The organism is Citrobacter sp. Igbk 16, assembly GCF_028069755.1.
GTDB lineage: Bacteria > Pseudomonadota > Gammaproteobacteria > Enterobacterales > Enterobacteriaceae > Citrobacter.
The window spans coordinates 124468-145881 of the sequence record NZ_JANEWJ010000005.1 but is presented as its reverse complement, the minus strand read 5'-3'; the positions used below and the strand labels follow the sequence as shown (position 1 = coordinate 145881).

Below are 21414 nucleotides of genomic sequence, written 5' to 3'. Positions count from 1 at the left end.
ACGGGACTTCTCCCGCGCATGTTCAGGGCCAAAGTTTGTCGTTACAACCCATCGGTAAAGCGGTAATCTCGTTGCAGGCTCTGTAAGAACAGAGCCTGATAGACGCAACCGATAATGATTGGTCTCGGCATCGGTTGCGCCGCCCCTGAGGGCAGTGATGATTATCACTGCCCTTTCTTCATGCGGCCTGCTGGTTCAGGTCGGCGATCACATCGTCAATCAGCTCATCAATCTTGCTGGAGTCAAGGTGGTGGGCGGTGGTAATCAGGTGAGCGATGTCACCGGAGGTGGCCAGACAGTGCTTCTTCCAGACGGCTTCTGACGGGCAAGGGAAAACCACGGTAATAGAGTTTTTATTGCGCCAGGCATCAATACCCGCAGCCTGTAAGCGATCGACTGCGTATTGCGCCATATTCAGGCTATGTTCAATGCGGCGTTGCCAGTCGCTCCAGGAATGGCTGCGAATCGCTTCCCACATCATTAGCGGTGTGTGGCCGTTACGAGAACCAGAAATGGTTTTATCGTGTGCAGAGATGTAATCAATTTCGACAGAAATCCGGTCAACGTTTTTCCTTTTCGCTACCACAATGCCGCAGGGAATAGGCGAACCAATCATTTTGTGGCCGGAAACACCGATAGAATCAATACCATCAGCGAAGTTAAAAGGTTGCGGATCGTTCACAAACGGCAAAATCATACCGCTCAGCGCAGCATCAGCGTGTAGATAATAATCATCACGTTTGATACCCAGCTGACCAATCCGTTGTTGGATCTCAGCAATATTATCAATAGCGCCACGAACGGTTGTGCCGATATTTGCAAAAATAATCGGATGTTCTTCATTATCGCGTTGAATTTTACGAATCAAATCATCATAGTCCATCTCACCATTCGGCTGTGATTCCACCAGACTTGATTTAATGCGCAACAACTTAACAATTTTTGCAACGGAATAATGAGTGTCTTTCGAGTAATAAAGCGTACCTTCTGGAAACAGTTCACGCCCCAGATAGCAGCCAAACATATTACCTTCAGTTCCCCCATTGGTAACATACCCCCAGCTTTCTTCAAATGGGATTTTGAAAATCTTAGCAAAATACTCCATTACTTCTTTTTCAAAATCAAACGAGTTCAGCAAATAATTACAATACTCCCCCCAGTCACCACAGTTATTTATGGAGAAACGCATAAACCGTTCCAGTATCGTGTAATCGAAGTCGGCTGACTCTGGATAACCTATATTAAAATACTGATTTTTTACGCAATATGACCAAAAAGCATCGAGCTTATTCTGATCGACAATAGATAATGTCATTTTAAACTCCCGTGGATAAAACCAATACTGTTGGATACGTTTAGATACGTTTATCTAAATAAAGAATATCCTGACCTTTCTTACTACGTCCGGCGGCAACAAAAGAGAATAATGGAATGGTTACCATCATCATCAAGATGCCCCAGAATATGGAATCGCTGCCAGAACCAAGCAAAGCAAAAATGCAGTAAATCATGCCAATAACAACCAACGTGCAGTAAAACATAAACGATCTTCCACGATTGGCTTTCTTTGAGACAAGGATAATTGGAAGCGAAATCAGGGCATACATATATGGCAGAAGTGAAGCAAACACCGACATTAGGATTACGGCCTGGAATTGCTTCGCCAAATTCGGAGATGCCGTCAAAAGCAAGACAATACTCATTAATACACCGGTAAAAATGAGGCTTTTCATCGGGACATCTTGCTTGTTGGTTTCTTCAAAGAATTTCGGGAAAAGTCCTTGTTGAGCACCTGCGCGTGGGCCTTCTGACTGAAGTATCAGCCAACCTGAAATGGAACCAAAGCAGGCAATGATGCTCAGTGCGGAAGCAATGTTCCCTGCCGTATTACCGAACATATAGCGTGCGGCATCAGCAAAAGGTGCGGCTGAATCTACCAGAACGTTATGTGGTACTAACCCCATAATAACGGTGCAGCTACCGACATAACATACGGAAGCGATTAATAATCCCATAACGGTAGCCCGAGGAACCGTACGTTCAGGATCTTCGACCTGGCCGGTAGAAACGACTGCAGATTCAATACCAAGGAAGCCCCATAGCGCAATCGACGCAGCAGAAATTATTGCTGAGGAATCACTATGACCCGTTCCATTATAAACTTCAGTATAGAGCGACGGGTTAAACCAGAACCACCCAATGAATCCTACGCCTAAAATTACAATTAACCCGCAGGTTGCGGTAAACGATTGTGCCCGCCCTGCAACTTTGGCACCAAAACTAGCAAGGAAAACAAATGCCCACAGAATAATAATTGCGGCAATACAACCGTAAGTTGGATTTTTAAGCTCTGGGAAAAAGAAACTGAGATAGCCGACACCTGCGACCAATAATGCAACGTTACCTACCCATGCGCTGATCCAATAGCACATTGTTGTCTGAAACCCAATGAATGGACCAAACGCATCACTGGCATAAGCAACGATACCGCCGGTACGAGGTGTAATTAGACTGGTTTTAGCGAAAACTAATGCAAGTGCAATAACGCCGATGATGGTAAATACCCATCCCCATATTGAGATGGAGCCTATTCCTGCGAGATTAGTTGGCAACATAAATACGCCAGACCCCATCATATTTGATGCGGTCACTAACGTTAGGGCAATGACTCCCATTTTATGAGCAGAGCCTGAGCTTACTGTTCCCATAATGGTTTCCTATTAATTTAAAATTTTGCAATAAGTGGAAATTCGTACTGAATTCGTGGGCCATTGTTATGAATAGAAATGTCCATTATTGTGACAACAATCAAAAATAATAATGAATCAATTTTTTTTGAGCGGTTTTTTTGCTCACTTTTTAACCATTTTATTGGTAATTGACTCTGTCCCCTTTTATTCGACCTGAATAAAGCAAAGGCGACACTAAAATAATCAGGAAAAAAATCACGACGATCGTTTATTAATAATGTACTTTTTTGTTGATGGTGTTGTTTCAATGTTAACAATTATGAGTAATTTAAAGACACCTATTTATCACGCCAAAAACGGGCATTTCTGATATGGATAAAGTAGAAGGGTGTGATTCAAAAGAGGGAACATAATTTATGTTACAACGGATAGAACGATGCCTTCCTGTGGGCTACGCCTCACAAAGCAAAAACCCCGCCGAAGCGGGGTTTTATAAAGAGTGAAGCTGACCGATAAGCCGCGTTATTTTGAGCATAGCGTCGTGGACAGTCATTCATTTAGCCTGCCCAGAAAGCAATAACCCCGCCGAGGCGGGGTTCTATAAAGAGTGAAGCTGACTGATAAGCCGCGTTATTTTGAGCATAGCGTCGTGGACAGTCATTCATTTAGCCTGCCCAAAAAGCAAAAACCCCGCCGAAGCGGGGTTTTATAAAGAGTGAAGCTGACCGATAAGGCGGCTTCGTTCAACTGTACGTCAGGCATCTACGGCGCTGGAGTTGTCTTGTGTCGCAGACTGTATCGCACTTTGTGTGGCAGATAAAGCAGGTTAACAGACAAAAGAAAGGCCGGGGCAAAACCCAGCCGTTCAACTCACAGATTGAATTTGCCAAAGCAGGGTTACCCTACCTTTCGACCTTGCCGGAATGCTTCGCGCGCTTCGTTCAAGCTCATGATATTAGCTCCACCAGCATAATCAGGATCACTGCTCTGAACTGAATCATTTTCCCAGTCACAGACAGGGCATAATTCAAAACTTCCCTCTCCGCTAAACTCGAACAGCTCACAACAGGGGCATAACATCTTCGCCTCAAAAATTTGCGACTTATTCATCTCGAAAGCCGGGTTTTCCATTGGCTTTACGCCATTCTTTGACTTCTTGAACAACACCTTCAGGACTATCTTCGCGGTCATCACGGGGATAGTAAATGAGGTCCGATCCGTCAGGGTGTTCAGTCAAGCGCTTAAACTCCAATATGTTTTTAATGTCTTCGCTTTCAGAAGTATTCGCTACATCGAATAACTTACGGACAAATTCCAAAAATTCACTTTCTGTATAGTCGTTAATGCTGCTCACTTACTCACCTCGATGGATCTCAATGTGGCGTTTTGGCGTTACTACGCCCATGTTGTCGACGTCGTACACTTCACCACCTTCACTTATCGGCCTGATATGGTGGATATTGTATTTTATTTTGCCACCAACTTGTTCAGATTCTCTTGGCGCTGGAGCTTTACCTGCCCGAATATTTCCCAAGTTTCCTCGTTTAAATTGTTGGCTCAATTCAGGGTCTTTTGAAACTTCTAGCCAGAACGCTTCCCTGAATCTATCAAAGTTGGAGAATGTACGCCCACGCAGTTTATCGGCAATCTGAGATGGTATCGGTGATCCGTTGCCTTGATTCGCATCAGCTAACCAGGTGCCTGTGACCTTCTGGCCTTTGCCTGTGACTTGTCCCGGATTGTTTCGAATGTAGATATAAATCGGTGGGATATCTGATACCGGAAGGATCAGAATGTAATCCGCAAAATTTTTCTCATCCGGTGCAGGGGTTGTCGTACTGCTGATCTGTGTTCCATCGGGTAACGGATTAACAAGGATGGTTCCCGGTAGCCTTGGCGGTGTCTGGTTGCCTGTGTTTGATGGAGTGTCAACTCCCGAACTGTCCGGGGTCCAGATAAGGGTAACGGGGTTTTCTTCCTCAGTGGTGAAAGTGTAAGCCTCATAGCGGCGGTCCCATTCCATCTTACGGACTCGCACCATATCTTTACCCGGTGGCGTGTGATATCCACGCGGTACGGGATTTCCGTTGGTGTCATTCTCCCACGAATAGCGAACACGCGTAGGGGCTTCCCGCATTTGTGCAAGCCGCATACGGTCGATGAAGTCCTGTTCTCCTTCATTGAGTTTGCCAGGCATCATGCCTACTAAGAATCCGGCAACGGAGGCACCAGCGCCACCAGCGGCAATTTCCGCACCTCGTACAGCCCATGTTCCATATGTAGCAAATCGCCCGGCAACTTGTTCCAGAACGCCAGCACCTGCGGTGGCTGTTTGTGCTCTGGTCGCACTGGCAGCGGCTGCGACTGCGGCCTGATATTGCACCTCTTCGTGATTGCCGTTGAGCCACTTATACAGGGCGCTTCGCTTTTTCGGTTTTGGAATATCTTCCGGGGCTTGTGGTTTTTTCTTTGCTGTTTGTGCGTGTTGTGGGGCATCTGAATCTGTTACGGCGTCAACAGCAGGCGCTGCCCGGAAAAGGCCCATCTCTGCAAAATTAGTATGCGGTTCTTGTTGCTTCCCTGCATCAGTATTCCCTGAGCCACGCTCGCGGGATTTAGCGAAGACTGGGACAGGCAGCAGTGCAGCGGGGCTAGCCGCTGGTGATGAACTTGAGGAAACGATTGTCGGCGGTGTGGTTGCTGTTACTGGTGCCGACGTTCTGGAATCACTGCGCGATTCATAGGTTTGTACGGTTATTTGCGGGATGATTTTTGCATTACAGGGACAACTGCTGAAACTGTCCAGACTGCCTGCCACAAGGCGACCATCCGTTTTAATCCATCCAATGCCACCGACAATGCGGTAAGTATTGCCATCTTTACCACATGATACCCGGTCACCCATCCGGGCAACAGAAGTCCCATTGGTTCTTCTGTTTGGTGCTCCTTCCAGTACACGACCGCCACAAGTGGTGGGATCGTACATATGAAGAATGTATCCCTTAGCCATAATTCCCTCTACTTAGAGTGCATTAATTCACATACAGCACGCATTGTACAAATAACATCCACACGCAGGAAGTTGTTTTCACTTAAAGTAAAACTATGTTTTAAATAATTTTCAGAGTGAATATTTCCTGATTTTTGATTCACTTTGTGAAGCATCAAAGGTTTTGCTATATGGGCAATGCTTCGACCTGGTGGCGTAGGTGAAGGTGTAAATACTGTTGCCACACTGGCCGAATCGCAGCCCAGGGACATGTAAAAAAAGCCACCTGAAGGAAGTCGGAAATGAAGGCAGTAGCGGTTGCCACGCTTCAGGATATTCGGGATGGAACTGCCGTTGGTGTGCCTCGTCTGTGTCACATTTTCACCGATGAAGGCCAGAGAGACACTAATGTAGTGTTTTAAACGAAGATGAAGCTGACCAATAAGCCGCGTTATTTTGAACATAGCGTCGTGGACAGTCATTCATTTAGCCTGCCCAGAAAGCAAAAACCCCGCCGAAGCGGGGTTTTATAAAGAGTGAAGCTGACCGATAAGCCGGGTTCTGTCGTGGACAGTCATTCATCTAGGCCAGCAATCGCTCACTGGCTCAAGCAGCCTACCCGGGTTCAGTACGGGCCGTACCTTGTGAACCCCTATTTGGCCTTGCTCCGGGTGGAGTTTACCGTGCCACGGACTGTTACCAGCCGCGCGGTGCGCTCTTACCGCACCCTTTCACCCTTACCTGATCCCACTTACGTGGGCCATCGGCGGTTTGCTCTCTGTTGCACTGGTCGTGGGTTTCCCCCCCAGGCGTTACCTGGCACCCTGCCCTATGGAGCCCGGACTTTCCTCCCCTCCGCCCGTCTCCCCCGAAGAGGACGACGACGAAGCGGCGACTGTCTGGTCAGCTTCGGCGCGCAGTATAGAGGGTTCGTGCGCCTTTGTCACCCTGCACTACGCATTCCGATTGCCAGCGTGGCAGCGATATTCCTTGAAGCGCGGTAAATATTATCCGATGCCCCGCGGAAAGCGTCCTCCAGCGTGCCAATCCGGGTTAATACGCTAAACACCGCATCAATGCCATATTGATGTACCACGTCCACATCGCGTGTCAGGCTACCGGCAATACCAATTACGGGTTTGTGGTACTTCTTCGCCACATTTGCCACACCAATCGGCACTTTGCCATGCACACTCTGGCTGTCGATGCGTCCCTCACCGGTGACCACCAGCGTACAATCGTGAATATGTTCTTCCAGATTGAGCGCCTGAGTCACAATCTCGATACCACTGCGCAGCTCCGCGCCTAAAAAAGCCATTAACGCGGCCCCCATACCACCAGCAGCTCCCGCGCCAGGCACGTCTTTCACATCCACCCTGAGCGATTTTTTAATGATATCGGCATAGTGGGAGAGATTACGGTCCAGCTCAACAATGTGTTCCTCTGCCGCCCCTTTCTGCGGCCCAAAGATGCGGGATGCGCCAGTATCGCCCGTCAGAGGATTCGTCACATCACAGGCGACACGGATTGAACAGGTTTTTAAGCGCGGATCCAGCCCTGAAACATCGATGGCACTGAGACAATTCAGGCTGCCGCCGCCGTAACCGATTTCAGTACCGTTGGCATCACAGAGTTTTGCCCCCAGCGCCTGCACCATACCCGCACCGCCGTCATTGGTCGCGCTGCCGCCAATGCCGATAATGATACTTTTCGCGCCGCTTTCCAGCGCCTGCAAAATTAACTCTCCGGTACCACAAGATGTTGTCACTAATGGATTGCGTTTCTCAGGAGGAACCAACGCCAGGCCGCTGGCTGCCGCCATTTCAATAAACGCGGTTTTACCGTCACCGGACATGCCCCAGCAGGCATTCACTTTTTCGCCCAGAGGCCCCGTCACCAGGGCTGAACGTTCAGTCCCCTGCGTCGCGGCTATCATCGCTTTCACTGTCCCTTCACCGCCATCAGCAACCGGAACAGAAACATATTGCGCATCAGGAAAAACTTCCCGAAATCCTTTTTCTATTGCCTGAGCTACCTCGGAGGCAGACAGGCTTTCTTTATAAGAGTCTGGGGCAATTACGATTTTCATAGTTATGTAGCCTGACTGTGCCGCGCAAGGCAAGAAATACAGGGCGCGCATCCGCGCCCTTCTTGTTAGCGAGTGACTTCCACTTTCGCCAGTTTTTCGTAGTAACATGCCAACGCACTGTGGTCAGCCGTTCCCAGCCCGTCAGCGCGCAGCGCTTGCATCATTTCCATGACCGCAGCAGTCAGCGGTAGCTGTGCGCCTACGCCATGAGAAGTGTCCAGTGCGTTCGCCAGATCCTTAATATGCAGATCAATACGGAAGCCTGGCTTGAAGTTGCGGTCCATAACCATCGGCGCTTTCGCGTCCAGTACGGTACTTCCTGCCAGACCACCCCGGATCGCCTGATATACCAGATCCGGGTTCACGCCCGCTTTGGTCGCCAGGGTCAGCGCTTCAGACATTGCCGCAATATTCAGCGCCACAATCACCTGGTTCGCCAGCTTGGTGACGTTACCCGCGCCAATTTCGCCGGTATGCACGACAGAGCCCGCCATCGCTTTCAGCAGATCGTAATACTTGTCGAAAATCGCTTTATCGCCGCCAACCATCACCGACAACGTGCCATCAATCGCTTTCGGTTCGCCGCCACTGACCGGTGCATCCAACATATCCACACCTTTCGCTTTCAGCGCTTCGCTGATTTCACGGCTGGCTAATGGTGCGATGGAACTCATATCGATCAGCACGGTGCCCGGTTTCGCCCCTTCAATGATGCCGCCTTCACCCAGCGCCACTTCCTTCACGTGCGGAGAGTTCGGCAGCATGGTGATGATCACATCACACTGCTCGGCAATGTCTTTCGCCGTGGCGGCGGTCTCTGCGCCTGCGGCAATCACGTCCGCAATGGATTCCGGGTTACGGTCAGCAACCACCAGCGAGTAACCTGCCTTGAGGAGGTTTTTACTCATTGGTTTACCCATAATACCGAGGCCAATAAAACCAACTTTCATTGTCATATCTCTATCTCTCTCTACTGTCGATGGTGGTTATTTCTTAAAGGAGTCAGCCAGCTTCTGTGTGGCCGAGCGGAATACGCCAAGATCGCTGCCAACGGCAACAAATGTCGCGCCCCACTCCAGATAACGACGGGCATCCGCCTCTACCGGGGCCAGAATGCCGCTGGGTTTGCCGTGTGCCTTCGCACGGGCAAAGATGTGCTGGATTGCGTTCTGTACGTCAGGGTGGGAAGCATTGCCGAGATGACCTAATGCTGCAGCCAGATCGCTCGGACCAACAAAAATACCGTCTACGCCGTCGGTCGCCGCGATGGCATCAACGTTATCGACACCCTGCTGGCTTTCGATCTGCACGATAATGGTGATGTTCTTATTCGACTGGGCAAAGTAGTCCGGCACGGTACCGAACATATTGGCGCGGTGGGAAACGGATACACCACGAATCCCCTCCGGCGGATAACGGGTAGATGCTACGGCGTTTACCGCCTCTTCTTCGGTCTCAACAAACGGGATCAGGAAGTTATAAAACCCAATATCCAACAGACGCTTGATAATGACTGGCTCATTAGTCGGAACACGCACAACCGGTGCGCTGATGCTACCTTTCAGTGCCATCAGTTGCGGGATAAACGTCGAGACATCGTTCGGTGCATGCTCACCATCCAGCACCAGCCAGTCAAAACCTGCCAGACCTAATACCTCGGTACTGATTGGATTGGCCAGCGCGGACCAGCAGCCAATCTGCACCTGATGCGCCGCGAGGGCCGCTTTAAATTTGTTCGGGAATATCGTGTTATTCATCGCCTATACCTTTGTTTATTTCTGCAATTCCATACGTTTAATGTCACCGACAATAAACAGGTAGCAAACCATCGCCATCAGCGCCGAGCATCCTACAAACATCAGCGCAGCATTAAATGAGTGCAGCTCGCTCACCAGATAACCAATCACCAGCGGGGTTACGATGGACGCGACGTTGCCAAATACGTTAAATACACCACCACACAGACCGACTATTTCTTTCGGTGCAGTATCGGAAATCACCGGCCAGCCCAGCGCGCCGAAGCCTTTTCCGAAAAACGCCAGCGCCATCAACGCCACCACCAGAGTGGTATTATCGGTGTAGTTACACAGAATGATGGTCGACGCGAGCAGCATCCCGAGCACAATTGGCAGCTTACGCGCCAGAGTAATACTGGAGCCGCGTTTAATCAGATAATCGGAGAACACCCCACCCAACACGCCACCGGCAAATCCACACAGCGCAGGAATAGAAGCCACCAAGCCTACCTTCAGGATCGACATGCCTTTTTCTTGCACCAGGTAGATCGGGAACCAGGTCAGAAAGAACCAGGTGATGGTATTGATAAAATACTGTCCGAAGAACACACCCAGCATCATGCGATTAGTCAGCAACTGCTTGATATAATGCAGCTTAGGACCGCCAGATGCCGCATCGCCCGGCTTCTTGTGATCCATATCGACCACCGCGCCGTTGTCAGAGATAAACTTCAGTTCTTCTTGCGACATACGCGGATGCTCGGTCGGGTTATGGATCAGTTTCACCCACAGCCCGGTCAGTACAAAGCCGATCGCCCCCATCACGGTAAAGACATGCTCCCAGCCCCAGGCAAAAGTTAACCACCCCAACAGCGGGGAAAATAATGCCAGGGAGAAGTACTGCGCGGAGTTAAAAATTGCCGATGCCGTGCCGCGCTCTTTTGTGGGAAACCAGGCGGCCACAATACGTGCGTTAGCCGGGAAAGACGGCGCTTCAGAGAAGCCCAGCATGAAACGCATGATGAACATTGAAATACCCGCCCAGGCCAGCGGAAACATATCCACGAATCCCTGCAGGAAGGTAAACAGCGACCAGAAAAACAGGCTGTAAGTGTAGACTTTCTTCGAGCCGAACTTGTCGAGCAGCCATCCGCCGGGGATTTGCATCAGCAAATAAGCCCAGCCAAAAGCCGAAAAAATGTAACCCATTGATATGGCGCTAAGCTGTAGCTCTTTCGCCACTTCCGTACCGGCAATAGACAACGTCGCACGGTCCGCATAGTTAACGGCCGTAACAATAAAGATTATCAGCAATATTAAATAACGAGTGTGCGTGCCTTTCTTTTTCTCTACAACCGTATCCAGTATCATACTATTTACCTCGGGTTACCTCAGGCACATGTCTTTTATTATTATTTGGCAGGCATTTTAATAATTAATTACCGCCAATAAAAATACGCAATAATTTATCAGGTGCTATGAAACCGTGATTTAGTATAATCAGCGTGACAAGGTTAATCATTGTGCAAATGCTCACTAAAGAAAAGTCATTAGAATATTCTCTTGGGCGGATGCACATAAGCATGGGCGCTAATGCACACATTTACGTATTGCCACCTCTGGCGGCGTGGTGTACCTGAGTTTAAGTGATCATGGTCACATTCTCAGGTTTAATCTCCTGACATTCTTATTTCACAATACCAGGTCTTTATTGCTTTTAATTAGCTTCAATATAACAACACCCATACAATTATTATCACCACCTGGCTGGAGAATACTGGACAATGGCCGATATCGAAATTAGACAAGAATCGCCAACGGCGTTTTATATTAAAGTACACGACACAGATAATGTGGCGATTATTGTCAATGACAATGGTCTGAAAGCCGGGACACGTTTTCCGGATGGACTGACGCTGATAGAGCATATCCCCCAGGGCCATAAAGTGGCACTAACAGATATTCCTGCTCATGGCGAAATCGTCCGCTATGGTGAAGTAATAGGTTTCGCCGTTCGCGATATCCCACGCGGCAGCTGGATCGATGAATCTATGGTTGAACTGCCAAAAGCCCCGCCGCTGGAAACATTACCGCTGGCCACCAAAGTCCCGGAACCGCTGCCGCCGCTGGAGGGGTATACCTTCGAAGGATACCGCAATGCTGACGGCAGCGTCGGCACCAAGAATCTGCTCGGCATCTCCACCAGCGTGCACTGCGTGGCGGGCGTGGTGGATTATGTCGTGAAAATCATTGAGCGCGATCTGCTGCCCAACTATCCGAACGTCGACGGCGTGGTGGGGCTCAATCACTTGTACGGCTGCGGCGTGGCTATCAATGCCCCAGCCGCCATCGTGCCGATTCGTACAATTCACAATATTGCGCTGAACCCAAACTTCGGCGGTGAAGTCATGGTCATCGGCCTTGGCTGCGAAAAACTCCAGCCTGAGCGCCTGCTGGAAGGTACGCACGATGTGAAAAGTATTCCGGTAGACAGCGCCAGTATCGTCAGCCTGCAGGATGAAAAACACGTTGGTTTTAAATCCATGGTAGAAGACATTTTGCAGGTCGCTGAGCGCCACCTGGCAAAGCTCAATCAGCGCCAGCGCGAAACCTGTCCGGCATCAGAACTGGTTGTCGGCATGCAATGCGGCGGTAGCGATGCGTTTTCTGGCGTAACGGCCAACCCGGCAGTCGGTTATGCCTCCGACCTGTTAGTTCGCTGCGGTGCGACCGTGATGTTCTCGGAAGTGACCGAAGTGCGAGATGCCATCCATCTTCTGACCCCGCGGGCAATTAACGAAGAGGTGGGCAAACGCCTGCTCGAAGAAATGGCCTGGTACGACAACTATCTCGATATGGGGAAAACGGACCGCAGCGCTAACCCCTCTCCGGGCAACAAGAAAGGCGGTCTGGCAAACGTGGTGGAAAAAGCGCTGGGCTCCATTGCCAAGTCTGGCAAGAGCGCGATTGTCGAAGTGTTGTCGCCGGGTCAGCGTCCAACCAGGCGTGGCCTGATTTACGCCGCAACTCCCGCCAGTGATTTTGTTTGCGGTACGCAGCAGGTTGCTTCCGGCATCACCGTGCAGGTATTCACCACCGGTCGCGGTACGCCGTACGGTCTGATGGCCGTTCCGGTGATAAAAATGGCGACACGCACTGAACTGGCTAATCGTTGGTTTGATCTGATGGACATCAATGCAGGCACCATCGCGACCGGAGAAGAAACCATCGAAGAGGTAGGTTTGAAGCTATTCGAGTTCATTCTCGACGTGGCCAGCGGGCGTAAGAAAACCTTCTCGGATCAGTGGGGATTACATAACCAGCTGGCGGTATTTAACCCGGCACCGGTAACCTGATTTTTCACTGTTTTTTCTTCAGGAGCATGTCTACGGGCATGCTCTTTTTTTTGTCATAAACTTTCGCAACCCTCCCATTACTTTCGAAACTTTCATTTTTCAGATCAAAATCACAAAAAAACATTACGAAACCCTATACTTTATTTCGAAGAAAGAAATCGAAAGACTTCGGAGGAAGTATGTTTATCATTTCAAGCAAAACAATGCTGAAGAAGGCTCAACAAGAAGGTTACGCCGTCCCCGCATTTAACATCCACAATCTCGAGACCTTACAGGTTGTCGTGGAAACGGCTGCCGAGCTACGTTCTCCGTTGATCGTCGCCGGAACACCAGGTACTTTTAGCTACGCTGGTGTCGGTAATATAGTCGCTATCGCCAGCGAGCTGGCCAGAAGCTGGAACCTCCCCCTGGCAATTCATCTCGATCACCATGAAAGCGTCAGCGATATTGAAGCAAAAGTCTCCTCAGGGATTCGCTCTGTCATGATCGACGGCTCCCATTTACCGTTTGCCGATAACATCGCGTTAGTCAAACGCGTGACGGATTACTGCCACCGCTATGACGCCAGCGTTGAAGCAGAACTGGGACGCCTGGGTGGGCAAGAAGATGACCTGATCGTTGATGGCAAGGATGCACTTTATACCCACCCTGAGCAGGCTCGAGAGTTCGTAGAAAAAACAGGTATCGACTCACTGGCAGTCGCCATTGGCACTGCCCACGGCTTGTACACCGCAGAGCCAAAACTGGACTTTGAACGGTTAGAAGAGATTCGTCAATGCGTTGATATTCCTTTGGTTTTACATGGCGCTTCCGGCCTGCCCCCTCAGGATATTAAACGCGCAATCGCCCTCGGGATCTGCAAAGTCAACGTCGCTACCGAACTCAAAATCGCCTTTGCTGACGCACTCAAAAACTACTTGAGCGCCCACACCGATGCGAACGATCCACGGCACTACATGGTGCCAGCAAAAGCGGCGATGAAAGAGGTGGTACGTAAAGTCATTGCCGACTGCGGCTGCGAAGGAAAGCTGTAAGTCCTTCATTAATTTGAATTGCACGGGTGCTGACAAAGGTTTGTTTTTAAAGCTGGATCACGAAAGATGCTTTTACCCTTTGCCTTCAATCCAAAAATATTATGAAGATAAACAAAAGATATCGGAGATAGAAGTGAAAGAAATAATCTCTCGTCATAAAGCGGGTGAACATTTGGGAATTTGTTCTGTTTGTTCAGCCCATCCGCTGGTGATTGAATCCGCATTACGTTTTGATCTCAATACAGACAGTAAAGTGCTGATCGAAGCGACATCAAATCAGGTCAATCAGTTTGGCGGCTATACCGGGATGAAGCCTGCCGATTTCCGTGACTTTGTGTATAACATTGCAGAACAAGTCGGTTTCCCTCGTGAAAGACTGATTCTCGGGGGCGATCACCTCGGTCCTAACTGCTGGCAAAATGAACCGGCAGCAGAGGCGATGGCGAAATCCGTAGATTTAATTAAAGCTTATGTCGCCGCTGGATTCAGTAAAATCCATCTTGATGCCTCTATGTCCTGTGCTGACGATCCCACACCGTTGGATCCGATGATTGTCGCCGAGCGCGCCGCTGTACTGTGCCAGGCCGCAGAAGCAACAGCCACTGAAGAACAGAAACGCCAACTAACTTACGTTATAGGGACAGAAGTTCCTGTACCTGGCGGAGAAGCCAGTACTATTGGTACCGTACATGTTACCCGCGAAGAAGATGCTGCCCGTACCCTGGAAACACACCAGGTCGCTTTTCGCGCATTAGGGCTTGAAGACGCATTAACCCGTGTGATCGCCATTGTCGTCCAGCCAGGCGTGGAGTTTGATCACACACAGATCATTCACTATCAACCACAAGCCGCAGAAGCGCTTTCTGCTTGGATCAAAGAGACGCCGATGGTCTATGAGGCGCACTCCACCGATTATCAAACCCGTCAAGCCTATCGTGACCTGGTACGTGACCACTATGCGATTCTGAAAGTAGGTCCCGCACTGACTTTCGCCCTTCGCGAAGCTATTTTTGCGCTGGCGCAAATGGAAAATGAGCTGATCTCTCCGGAACAACGTAGCCGGGTGCTGGAGGTGATTGATGAAGTCATGCTGAATGAGCCGGATTACTGGAAAAAATACTATCGCCCAACCTGGAGCCAGGCGATGGTCGATATTCACTTCAGCTTGTCTGACCGTATTCGCTACTACTGGCCTCATCCGCGCATTCGTCAAAGCGTGGAAAAGTTAATTGCCAACCTGAACGGTGTGGCATTACCGCTGGGGCTAATTAGCCAGTTTATGCCCGTGCAGTTTGAGCGCCTATCAGAAGGTACGCTCACGGCTACACCCCATAATCTGATTATCGACAAAATCCAGGACGTTCTGCGTGCCTATCGCTTTGGCTGCGCACCAGTCATCGCCTGAAATCTGGAGAATATATGAGCCAACTCTTTGTCCGAACCGGAATAAACTTTAGCTCGTGTCAGCATGCGCTGGTACACATTGGGGAGGAGATGCTGGCCAAAGGGGTCGTGCATGAAAGCTACCCGCAGGCCTTAATTGAACGTGAAGCCACATTCCCAACCGGGATAGCGCTGGAACGTCACGCCGTTGCGATCCCGCACTGTGAAGCCATTCATGCAAAATCGCCAGCTATCTATCTGATTCGCCCAGAGACGCCTGTCAACTTTCAGCAGGCAGATGATGATGAAGAGATAGCGGTCTCTTTAATTATTGCCTTAATCGTTGAGAACCCGACGGCTCAGCTAAAGCTGTTACGTCGCCTGTTCAGTGAGCTGCAAAACCCGAACACCATTGAAGCATTATTGAATGCGCCAGAGGCTGAACTGGCAATGATCTTTCGGGAAAAAATCCTTGAGCCTGAGTCTTGCGCGCAGGCTTGATAACAAACTGATAATAAAAGGAATACCCTATGAAACGTAAAGTAATTGTGGCGTGTGGCGGTGCTGTAGCAACTTCAACAATGGCAGCAGAAGAAATTAAAGAACTGTGTGAAGCCAACAATATCCAACTCGACCTGGTTCAGTGCCGTGTAACGGAAATCGAAACCTATATGGATGGTGCAGATCTTATCTGTACTACCGCCCGTGTTGACCGTACTTTTGGTGATATACCTGTGGTCCACGGCATGCCTTTTGTTTCAGGCGTGGGTATCGAAGCATTGCAGCAAAAAATACTGACTATCCTCGTGGGGTGACGCCATGTTTAGCGAAATAATGCGTTATATCCTGGACTTAGGTCCGACGGTCATGCTGCCGCTCGTGATCATCATCTTCTCAAAACTATTGGGGATGAAGCTCGGGGATTGTTTTAAATCTGGTCTGCATATTGGGATTGGCTTCGTCGGTATCGGCCTGGTTATTGGCCTGATGCTGGATTCTATCGGGCCTGCCGCAAAAGCAATGGCGGAGCAGTTTCAAATCAATCTGCATGTCATTGATGTTGGCTGGCCGGGTTCATCACCGATGACATGGGCATCACAGATCGCCTTGATTGCTATCCCTGTCGCCATTGGGGTCAATATCCTGATGCTGGTCACCCGAATGACCCGGGTCGTCAATGTCGATATCTGGAACATCTGGCATATGACGTTCACTGGCGCAATGTTACATCTGGCGACGGGCTCATACTGGTTGGGCATCCTGGGCGTTGTCGTTCACGCCGCATTTGTCTACAAACTTGGCGACTGGTTTGCGAAAGACACGCGCGACTTTTTCGGTCTCGAAGGTATTGCCATCCCACACGGCTCATCAGCCTATCTGGGGCCAATAGCGGTATTGGTTGATACGATCATTGAAAAAATCCCAGGCCTGAATCGCATTCATTTCAGTGCTGATGATGTACAGAAACGCTTCGGTCCTTTTGGTGAGCCAGTCACCGTCGGTTTTGTTATGGGCTTAGTGATCGGCTTGTTAGCCGGGTATGACATCAAAGCAGTATTGCAACTGGCGGTAAAAACGGCTGCCGTTATGCTGCTCATGCCACGCGTCATTAAACCGATTATGGATGGCTTAACACCTATTGCAAAGCATGCCCGTAAACGTCTGCAGGCGAAATTTGGCGGTCAGGAGTTCTTAATTGGTCTTGATCCCGCATTGCTGCTCGGCCATACATCGGTGGTTTCCGCCAGCCTGATCTTTATTCCGCTGACCATTCTGATTGCCGTCCTGGTTCCAGGTAATCAGGTTCTGCCCTTCGGTGATCTTGCTACTATTGGGTTCTTCGTAGCAATGGCGGTAGCCGTTCATCAGGGGAACCTGTTCCGCACGCTGATCTCTGGTGTCATCATCATGGGCATCACCTTGTGGATCGCCACCCAGACTATCGGCTTACACACCCAGCTTGCCGCCAACGCCGGGGCACTGAAAGCAGGTGGAATGGTCGCCTCTCTGGACCAGGGGGGTTCGCCGATCACCTGGTTACTGATTCAGCTCTTTACCTGGCAAAACGTCGTGGCGTTTGCCGTGATTGCCGTCATTTACTTCGCCGGTGTGCTATTGACCTGGCGCCGGGCACGTCGTTTCGTCGCCACCGAAAAAGCAGCCGCTATCTCAGAAAGCCAGCCCACATCTTAACTTCTGGGGAGCATTTGCTCCCCTTCACATTTCTGGAGACTCTTATGAAATCAGTGGTTATTCACGCTGAGGGAGACGTACGCGTTGAAGAACGTCCCATGCCCCAACTGCAAGCCGATAACGATGTATTGGTCAGGGTGGTTAGTTCAGGGCTTTGCGGTTCTGATATCCCGCGTATTTTTTCTCATGGTGCGCATTACTACCCAATAACGCTGGGTCATGAATTTAGCGGTTATGTTGAATCCTACGGCACCGGTGTGACTGATATGCAACCTGGCGACGCCGTTGCCTGTGTGCCGCTACTCCCCTGCTTCCACTGCCCTCAGTGTGAACGTGGTTACTTTTCGTTATGTAAGCAATATCAGTTTGTCGGTTCGCGTAGCGAAGGGGGCAATGCGGAATATGTGGTCGTAAAACGCGCCAATCTGTTCCGACTGCCATCAGATATGCCGATTGATGACGGGGCATTCATCGAACCCATTACCGTCGGTTTGCATGCCTTCCACCTGGCTCAGGGCTGCGAAGGTAAAAACGTGATTATCGTTGGCGCAGGGACTATCGGTTTGCTGGCGATGCAATGTGCCCGCGAACTCGGTGCAAAAAGTGTCACGGCAATTGATATCAACCCACAAAAATTGACGTTAGCGAAAGAGTTGGGAGCCACTCACGTATTTAATAGCCGGGAGATGAGTGCGGCGGAAATCTATTCCGCACTGGCAGATATGCAGTTCGATCAGTTGGTACTGGAGACAGCAGGAACACCACAAACCGTAGCCCTGTCTGTAGAAATTGCAGGCCCTCGCGCACAGGTGGCGTTAGTGGGTACATTGCACCAGGACCTGACGCTGACTTCCAGTGTATTTGGCCAAATACTGCGTAAGGAATTAACGATTCTCGGCAGTTGGATGAACTACTCCAGCCCATGGCCAGGAGAGGAGTGGGAAACCGCTGCACGCTTGCTGACCGAAAAACGTTTGCAACTGGAGCCGTTAATTGCCCATAGCGGCGACGCGGACAGTTTTGCCAAAGCGGTAACATCACTCAATGGCGCACCGATGCAGGGAAAAATTCTGCTCAAATTTGCCTGACCTCACGAGCCAGCAACCTGCGCTGGCTCACATTTCCTTTCGAAATTTAGCGTTCACCTTTCGCAATCCTTCGATTAAACTAGTGATAGTTAAATTATCAGGTAAATCAATATGAACTCATTTGAGAGAAGGAACAAAATTGTCGACCTGATTAATACGCAAGGCAGCGTACTGGTAATGGACCTTTCGAATACCTTTGGTATTTCTGAAGTGACCATTCGCGCTGACCTGCGGTTATTAGAGGAGAAAGGTCTTGTCACCCGTTTTCACGGCGGAGCGGCAAAACCGGGAAGCCACCTGGCTGAAGGCGACAATCAGGAAGTGATATTGGAAGAGCGGTATCAACTTGCCAGCGATCCGAAAAAAAGGATCGCCCAAGCCGCGACCGCAATGGTCGAAGAAGGTATGACCGTCATTCTGGATAGTGGAAGCACCACCTTGCTTATCGCGGAGGCGTTAAACCGAAAAAGTAATATCACCGTTATTACCAATAGCCTACCCGCCGCATTCACGTTGTCGGAAAACAAAGACATTACGCTGGTCGTCTGCGGTGGAACAGTACGCCATAAAACCCATTCGATGCATGGCACCATAGCAGAGCGTTCTCTACAAGGGATCAGTGCTGACCTGATGTTCGTTGGTGCCGATGGGATTGATGCCACAAATGGTATTACGACATTTAACGAAGGCTACTCCATTAGCAGCGTCATGGCAGCTGCCGCACATAAGGTCATCGCTGTGCTGGACGCGACAAAGTTCAATCGCCGTGGCTTTAATCAGGTACTGCCGATGGAGAAGATTAATTGCGTGATAACCGACGATAGCATCAGCAAGCAGGACAAATCAGCGCTCGCTAAAACAGGCGTTGAGTTACTGATCGTTTAGTTTTTTACCCGCCACATCCCGCCTTTCTTCGCGCCAACGCGTTGCAACTTTCCTTTTTGCTGCAACGCTTTCAGATAGCGCTCTACGGTACGGGATGAGATTTCACACTCATCAGCGATACTTTTGGCAGATCTGCCCGGCTGATTCGACAAGATTTGCAGAATACGTTTTTCTATATCCAGTAAATCAGGCGACATTTCTTCCGACATTTCTTCCGACATTTCTTCCGACATTTCTTCCGACATTTCTTCCGACATTTCTTCCGACATTTCTTCCGACATCGTCGGTGCTTGCCCTAATCCCTCTTTCAAAGCAGAGATGATATTTCCCAAAATAAATTCTATGAATGGCGTACAACTACTTTGCCGATCGCATTGCCCTAATACCTGATAATACCGATCCTGCTGGTAATGGATCAGCGTTTCTACCGGCAGCCAGGCCAATTCGGCGCGCCACTCCCGCAGAATTAATGTTTGCCACAACCGCCCCATTCGCCCATTACCATCATAAAAAGGATGAATAAATTCAAATTCATAGTGGAAAACAGCCCCAGCAATAAGCGGGTGGTGTTCTGTCGTTTTTAACCAACCCAGCAAGTCATTAACCAAGCGCGGAACTTGTGAGGCAGGAGGGGCCATATGGATAAGTTGTTTTTCCCTGTAGACACCGACATTCCCAGAACGCAATTGGCCAGGATTATCGACCAGCCCTAACATCAGGACCTGATGGGCCTGAAGGAGATCGGATAACCGTTCACTTTTCCACTCCGACATTTTTTCATAGGCCAGAATGGCATTTCTGACTTCCTGTATATCTTTAGCTGGCGCCAGAATTCGCTTACCTTCCATCAGAGCGGTGACCTGCTCTGTCGTCAGCGAATTATGTTCAATAGCCAAAGAAGCCTGGATTGTACGAATGCGATTCTCTTTGCGTAAAAGAGGGGATGTTCTACCCGCCATCGCCGCCCAATGCCCCATAAGCTCACCGATTTCAATCACCTGATTGAGTATCAATGGAGTGACAACGAATGGAGGCTGATATCCACCCACTTTTACTCTCCCTGCTGGTCCAGCGCATACTTATACAGCGCATTCTTTTTCACGCCGTGGATTTCTGCGGCCAGCGCAGCAGCCTTTTTCAGCGGCAATTCTGCCTGTAATAAGGCCAGCGTACGCAGCGCATCAGCCGGAAGGTCGTCTTCTTGTGCTTTATGCCCTTCGACAATCAACACCATTTCACCTTTACGGCGATTTTCGTCTTCTTTGACCCACGCCAGCAACTCACCCACTGGCGCACCATGAATGGTTTCCCAGGTTTTGGTCAGTTCACGCGCCAGCACGACATAACGAGATTCGCCCCAGACCGCTACCATATCTTCCAGGCTGTCCAGCAAGCGGTGAGTGGATTCATAAAAAATAAGCGTACGTGGTTCTGCTTCGATGGCTTTCATCGCATCACGACGCCCTTTAGATTTGGCTGGCAGGAAACCCTCATAGCAAAAACGATCTGATGGCAAACCTGCAGCACTCAACGCGGCAATCGCCGCACAAGGGCCTGGCAGAGGTACCACGCGGATCCCCGCTTCGCGACAGGTGCGCACCAGGTGATAACCAGGATCGTTAATCAACGGTGTTCCGGCATCGGAAACCAGCGCAATGTTTTGCCCTTCTTTCAGTTTCAATACCAGCGTTTCGGCTTTTTGCTGCTCATTATGGTCATGCAACGCAAACAAACGGGCGTTTATCGCGAAGTGTTGCAACAACAATCCTGTATGGCGGGTATCTTCAGCGGCAATTAAATCAACGGCTTGTAAAACTTCGAGCGCTCGTTGGGTAATATCAGCCAAATTTCCGATAGGAGTAGGTACAATAAAGAGTTGGCCTTGAGAATTATCCGCCGATTCGTGTTGTTTCATTGTGTCGTCCGTATTGCCGATTTAATATTGAGCATTGCGTAAAAAATATCACTGGA

General features: G+C 49.7%; 20 protein-coding genes and 1 other RNA gene. 8 read left to right on the top strand and 13 right to left on the bottom strand.

All coding sequences use genetic code 11. The features are described 5' to 3' along the window. Positions 1-178 precede the first annotated feature (178 nt). From NNO03_RS05770 to garP, 11 genes are all read right to left on the bottom strand, one after another. Positions 179-1315: a histidine decarboxylase gene (locus NNO03_RS05770; RefSeq protein WP_271440713.1), complete on the bottom strand. Its 1137-nt coding sequence runs from the start codon at positions 1313-1315 to the stop codon at positions 179-181. A 40-nt stretch (positions 1316-1355) separates the two neighbouring features. After that, positions 1356-2708 carry a histidine-histamine antiporter gene (hdcC, locus tag NNO03_RS05765; RefSeq protein WP_005131726.1) on the bottom strand — a complete coding sequence of 451 codons (1353 nt, stop codon included), beginning with the start codon at positions 2706-2708 and terminating at the stop codon, positions 1356-1358. Positions 2709-3587: 879 nt separating this feature from the next. Then, positions 3588-3770, bottom strand: coding sequence for a CPCC family cysteine-rich protein (locus NNO03_RS05760; RefSeq protein WP_149608070.1), 183 nt, complete (start codon positions 3768-3770; stop codon positions 3588-3590). A 22-nt stretch (positions 3771-3792) separates the two neighbouring features. After that, positions 3793-4044 carry a bacteriocin immunity protein gene (locus NNO03_RS05755; RefSeq protein WP_149608060.1) on the bottom strand — a complete coding sequence of 84 codons (252 nt, stop codon included), beginning with the start codon at positions 4042-4044 and terminating at the stop codon, positions 3793-3795. Then, positions 4045-5700, bottom strand: coding sequence for an S-type pyocin domain-containing protein (locus tag NNO03_RS05750; protein ID WP_271440715.1), 1656 nt, complete (start codon positions 5698-5700; stop codon positions 4045-4047). An 8-nt stretch (positions 5701-5708) separates the two neighbouring features. Then, positions 5709-6161 (bottom strand): hypothetical protein, encoded by a 453-nt coding sequence (locus tag NNO03_RS05745; RefSeq protein WP_271449043.1) that lies wholly within the window; start codon positions 6159-6161, stop codon positions 5709-5711. 52 nt (positions 6162-6213) lie between these two features. Next, positions 6214-6590: RNase P RNA component class A (gene rnpB / locus NNO03_RS05740), an RNA gene on the bottom strand. A gap of 32 nt (positions 6591-6622) precedes the next feature. Next, positions 6623-7768 carry a glycerate 2-kinase gene (garK, locus tag NNO03_RS05735; protein WP_271449042.1) on the bottom strand — a complete coding sequence of 382 codons (1146 nt, stop codon included), beginning with the start codon at positions 7766-7768 and terminating at the stop codon, positions 6623-6625. A gap of 65 nt (positions 7769-7833) precedes the next feature. After that, entirely contained in the window at positions 7834-8724 is an 891-nt protein-coding gene (gene garR / locus NNO03_RS05730; RefSeq protein ID WP_038634119.1) for a 2-hydroxy-3-oxopropionate reductase, read from the bottom strand. A 30-nt stretch (positions 8725-8754) separates the two neighbouring features. After that, on the bottom strand, positions 8755-9525 hold the full coding sequence (garL, locus tag NNO03_RS05725) for a 2-dehydro-3-deoxyglucarate aldolase (RefSeq protein WP_271440719.1): 771 nt from the start codon (positions 9523-9525) through the stop codon (positions 8755-8757). Between the two features lie 15 nt (positions 9526-9540). Beyond that, a complete protein-coding gene (garP, locus tag NNO03_RS05720) occupies positions 9541-10875 on the bottom strand; it encodes a galactarate/glucarate/glycerate transporter GarP (protein ID WP_271449041.1) in 1335 nt (444 codons plus the stop codon). Positions 10876-11288: 413 nt separating this feature from the next. On the opposite strand from garP, the gene garD reads away from it, so the two are divergent. From garD to NNO03_RS05680, 8 genes are all read left to right on the top strand, one after another. Continuing rightward, positions 11289-12860: a galactarate dehydratase gene (gene garD / locus NNO03_RS05715; protein ID WP_271449040.1), complete on the top strand. Its 1572-nt coding sequence runs from the start codon at positions 11289-11291 to the stop codon at positions 12858-12860. 179 nt (positions 12861-13039) lie between these two features. Beyond that, entirely contained in the window at positions 13040-13894 is an 855-nt protein-coding gene (locus NNO03_RS05710) for a tagatose bisphosphate family class II aldolase (protein WP_271449039.1), read from the top strand. Between the two features lie 133 nt (positions 13895-14027). Then, positions 14028-15299 carry a tagatose-bisphosphate aldolase subunit GatZ gene (gene gatZ, locus NNO03_RS05705; RefSeq protein WP_271440723.1) on the top strand — a complete coding sequence of 424 codons (1272 nt, stop codon included), beginning with the start codon at positions 14028-14030 and terminating at the stop codon, positions 15297-15299. Between the two features lie 14 nt (positions 15300-15313). Further along, a complete protein-coding gene (gene gatA, locus NNO03_RS05700) occupies positions 15314-15778 on the top strand; it encodes a PTS galactitol transporter subunit IIA (protein ID WP_271440724.1) in 465 nt (154 codons plus the stop codon). Positions 15779-15807: 29 nt separating this feature from the next. After that, positions 15808-16092, top strand: coding sequence for a PTS galactitol transporter subunit IIB (gene gatB / locus NNO03_RS05695; protein ID WP_003828616.1), 285 nt, complete (start codon positions 15808-15810; stop codon positions 16090-16092). Positions 16093-16096: 4 nt separating this feature from the next. Beyond that, on the top strand, positions 16097-17470 hold the full coding sequence (locus NNO03_RS05690) for a PTS galactitol transporter subunit IIC (RefSeq protein ID WP_271449038.1): 1374 nt from the start codon (positions 16097-16099) through the stop codon (positions 17468-17470). A gap of 44 nt (positions 17471-17514) precedes the next feature. Then, positions 17515-18558, top strand: a complete 1044-nt coding sequence (gene gatD, locus NNO03_RS05685; RefSeq protein ID WP_271440726.1) for a galactitol-1-phosphate 5-dehydrogenase — start codon at positions 17515-17517, stop codon at positions 18556-18558. Positions 18559-18669: 111 nt separating this feature from the next. Next, on the top strand, positions 18670-19443 hold the full coding sequence (locus NNO03_RS05680) for a DeoR/GlpR family DNA-binding transcription regulator (protein ID WP_048213375.1): 774 nt from the start codon (positions 18670-18672) through the stop codon (positions 19441-19443). Here the strand turns inward: NNO03_RS05680 and NNO03_RS05675 are convergent. After that, positions 19440-20492, bottom strand: a complete 1053-nt coding sequence (locus tag NNO03_RS05675; protein ID WP_271449037.1) for a Fic family protein — start codon at positions 20490-20492, stop codon at positions 19440-19442. The genes NNO03_RS05680 and NNO03_RS05675 overlap by 4 nt on opposite strands. A 2-nt stretch (positions 20493-20494) precedes the next feature. Continuing rightward, positions 20495-21358 (bottom strand): 16S rRNA (cytidine(1402)-2'-O)-methyltransferase, encoded by an 864-nt coding sequence (gene rsmI, locus NNO03_RS05670; protein WP_202037656.1) that lies wholly within the window; start codon positions 21356-21358, stop codon positions 20495-20497. Positions 21359-21414 lie beyond the last annotated feature (56 nt).

Bases quoted from the DNA above. Each gene is read 5' to 3' on its own strand.
- hdcC (WP_005131726.1), bottom strand. From the start codon at position 2,708: ATGGGAACAGTAAGCTCAGGCTCTGCTCATAAAATGGGAGTCATTGCC.
- NNO03_RS05680 (WP_048213375.1), top strand. From the start codon at position 18,670: ATGAACTCATTTGAGAGAAGGAACAAAATTGTCGACCTGATTAATACG.
- NNO03_RS05760 (WP_149608070.1), bottom strand. From the start codon at position 3,770: ATGTTATGCCCCTGTTGTGAGCTGTTCGAGTTTAGCGGAGAGGGAAGT.
- NNO03_RS05750 (WP_271440715.1), bottom strand. From the start codon at position 5,700: ATGGCTAAGGGATACATTCTTCATATGTACGATCCCACCACTTGTGGC.
- rsmI (WP_202037656.1), bottom strand. From the start codon at position 21,358: ATGAAACAACACGAATCGGCGGATAATTCTCAAGGCCAACTCTTTATT.
- NNO03_RS05690 (WP_271449038.1), top strand. From the start codon at position 16,097: ATGTTTAGCGAAATAATGCGTTATATCCTGGACTTAGGTCCGACGGTC.
- NNO03_RS05770 (WP_271440713.1), bottom strand. From the start codon at position 1,315: ATGACATTATCTATTGTCGATCAGAATAAGCTCGATGCTTTTTGGTCA.
- gatA (WP_271440724.1), top strand. From the start codon at position 15,314: ATGAGCCAACTCTTTGTCCGAACCGGAATAAACTTTAGCTCGTGTCAG.
- gatD (WP_271440726.1), top strand. From the start codon at position 17,515: ATGAAATCAGTGGTTATTCACGCTGAGGGAGACGTACGCGTTGAAGAA.
- garL (WP_271440719.1), bottom strand. From the start codon at position 9,525: ATGAATAACACGATATTCCCGAACAAATTTAAAGCGGCCCTCGCGGCG.
- gatB (WP_003828616.1), top strand. From the start codon at position 15,808: ATGAAACGTAAAGTAATTGTGGCGTGTGGCGGTGCTGTAGCAACTTCA.
- garK (WP_271449042.1), bottom strand. From the start codon at position 7,768: ATGAAAATCGTAATTGCCCCAGACTCTTATAAAGAAAGCCTGTCTGCC.
- NNO03_RS05710 (WP_271449039.1), top strand. From the start codon at position 13,040: ATGTTTATCATTTCAAGCAAAACAATGCTGAAGAAGGCTCAACAAGAA.
- garP (WP_271449041.1), bottom strand. From the start codon at position 10,875: ATGATACTGGATACGGTTGTAGAGAAAAAGAAAGGCACGCACACTCGT.
- garD (WP_271449040.1), top strand. From the start codon at position 11,289: ATGGCCGATATCGAAATTAGACAAGAATCGCCAACGGCGTTTTATATT.
- NNO03_RS05745 (WP_271449043.1), bottom strand. From the start codon at position 6,161: ATGACTGTCCACGACGCTATGTTCAAAATAACGCGGCTTATTGGTCAG.
- garR (WP_038634119.1), bottom strand. From the start codon at position 8,724: ATGACAATGAAAGTTGGTTTTATTGGCCTCGGTATTATGGGTAAACCA.